Below are 2,340 nucleotides of genomic sequence, written 5' to 3'. Positions count from 1 at the left end.
TGGCTTGAATATAACCACTGTTAACAGCGTATGTCATAACCTGATTTAAACGTTGGCTCAATCGCTTAACAGTTTCTAGAGTACCTTTAGCCTCTATAGGCCTTAATATTTTTATTACTTGTGGTGCGTTGATTTTGCCAATTGGATATTTACCAATAACCGGCAGTATATGATTATTTAACGATCGCCAAATATCTTCGCCATGAGCTTGCGTAAAATCAGGCTTTTTAACCTCAAACCACTCTAAAGCTACTTTATTGAGTGTTAACTCTTCTTGAGCCCGTTTAAAAGCTAAAGTTTCATCCCTATGCTCTTTTGGATCAGTCCCTAAAGCAACTAGTTCTCTGGCTTGTTGCGCTAACTTTCTGGCATTTACAATAGATACATCTGGGTACTTGCCTAACCCCATGTTAATACGCTTTTTTGTAATTGGATGGTAGTAGTTAAAGTTCCAGAGCTTTGAACCACTCTTTCTAACTTTTACTTGTAGACCGTTGCCATCGGATAAAATTATATCTTTATCTTCTGCTTTTACTTTTTTTAACGCTGTATCGGTAAGCTGCTTGGCTGATCTTGCCATAGAAAATGAACCCCACTCAAATTTAGTATTCTTTTATTATGGCAGCTTATTCAAGGAATACCATTTCAGATACTAAAACTTTGAGCTTGGATGAAACAGCCTGGGACAGAGTGACACTCTAAGCTATTGATTTTAAGTGATTGCAGGCACAAAAAAGGACGTCCTGAGACGTCCTAATATAGAATAATGGTGGAGAGAGAGGGATTCGAACCCTCGTTAGGGATTAACCTAAACACACTTTCCAGGCGTGCGCCTTCAGCCACTCAGCCATCTCTCCACAATGTTGCAGTGCAACAGCGCGCTATAGTATGAAATACACTTGCTTGGTGCAAGGCCTTTTTAACATCACGCTTTTAACTGCTCAATAATCAAACTAACTCCTCATAAGCAAATAAAAAAGGCGATACCTGAGTATCGCCTTTATCTAATGCGTTATATTGCCATTTATTATTTTGCCATATTGGCTGTAAAATCAAGCATGCGATTTAACGATTTAAGTGCGCCTTCGCGTAAGTCCATATCAACAAATACTTCTTTGCCGCTGGCATCAATCAGTGCTTCCTCAATCGCTTGTAAGCCATTCATTGCCATCCATGGGCAGTGAGCGCAAGTTTTACATGTAGCGCCGCTACCAGCCGTTGGCGCTTCGAAAAACTCTTTATCTGGGCATAGTTGCTGCATTTTATAAAAAATACCGCGATCGGTGGCCACAATAAACTTTTTATTAGGCATAGTTTGCGCTGCTTTAATAAGCTGGCTAGTAGAGCCAACAGCATCAGCGAGTTCAACAATTTCAGCCGGTGATTCTGGATGCACAAGTACGCCCGCATCTGGGTGCAATGCCTTCATGTCTTTTAAGGCTTTGGTTTTAAATTCGTCATGTACGATACATGCGCCGTTCCACATGATCATATCGGCACCGGTATTCTTTTTAATATAGCTGCCTAAATGCTTATCTGGGCCCCAAATAATTTTTTCGCCTTGCTCATCTAAATGCTCTACTATTTCAAGTGCACACGATGAGGTAACTATCCAATCAGCACGCGCTTTAACCGCGGTAGAGGTGTTAGCGTATACCACCACTTTACGATCTGGGTGTTGATCACAAAATGCTGAAAACTCATCCACAGGGCAACCAATATCTAATGAACAAGTCGCTTCAAGTGTTGGCATAACCACAGTTTTATTGGGGGTTAAAATTTTAGCGGTTTCACCCATAAAACGTACGCCAGCGACAATGATCATGTCGGCTTCGTGTCTAGCGCCAAAGCGTGCCATTTCTAGTGAATCGGCTACACAACCGCCTGTTTCTTCAGCGAGTGCCTGAATTTCAGGATCAGTGTAATAATGAGCAACAAGTACCGCGTTTTTTTCTTGCAGTAACTGCTTTATTCGCGCTTTATATTCGCCTTTTTCGTCTTGTGTTAACGGAGCTGGCTTAGGAGGAAAGATATAGCCTTCTGGCATAATAGTTTGAGCTAAACTCATTGTTCTCGACCACTTTATTTACAGTGTAATTAATAGTGCAAATTATACGAGAAACTAACACTAAATAATAGCAATCTAACAAGGCAGTTTATAAATAAAAATTAGGGAGATAGTAGGGAATATTTCATGTCGAAGAAAGTGTACCAGAAGTGGTGGGTCATGATGGACTTGAACCATCGACCAATGGATTAAAAGTCCACTGCTCTACCAACTGAGCTAATGACCCGCTCTGATTTACTTATAAAAGTAAGTACGCGTAAATCCGCCGATTA

General features: G+C 40.7%; 2 protein-coding genes and 2 tRNA genes. All 4 read right to left on the bottom strand.

The window, feature by feature from the left end; genetic code table 11:
- Positions 1-580 (bottom strand): phage integrase central domain-containing protein (locus ACTRWE_RS19040; RefSeq protein ID WP_462880516.1); only part of this gene is annotated, 580 nt, incomplete at its 3' end.
- 187 nt (positions 581-767) lie between these two features.
- Positions 768-857: transfer RNA gene (locus tag ACTRWE_RS19035), tRNA-Ser, on the bottom strand.
- A 170-nt stretch (positions 858-1,027) separates the two neighbouring features.
- Complete coding sequence (nadA, locus tag ACTRWE_RS19030) at positions 1,028-2,068, bottom strand: quinolinate synthase NadA (RefSeq protein WP_462880515.1); 1,041 nt, start codon at positions 2,066-2,068, stop codon at positions 1,028-1,030.
- Between the two features lie 150 nt (positions 2,069-2,218).
- A tRNA-Lys gene (locus ACTRWE_RS19025) sits at positions 2,219-2,294 on the bottom strand.
- Positions 2,295-2,340: the final 46 nt, after the last annotated feature.

Source organism: Pseudoalteromonas sp. G5_S1_54_S4, from assembly GCF_054968565.1.
The sequence above is the reverse complement of the archived record's forward strand: the minus strand, read 5'-3'. Positions and strand labels throughout refer to the sequence as shown.

Bases quoted from the DNA above. Each gene is read 5' to 3' on its own strand.
- nadA (WP_462880515.1), bottom strand. From the start codon at position 2,068: ATGAGTTTAGCTCAAACTATTATGCCAGAAGGCTATATCTTTCCTCCT.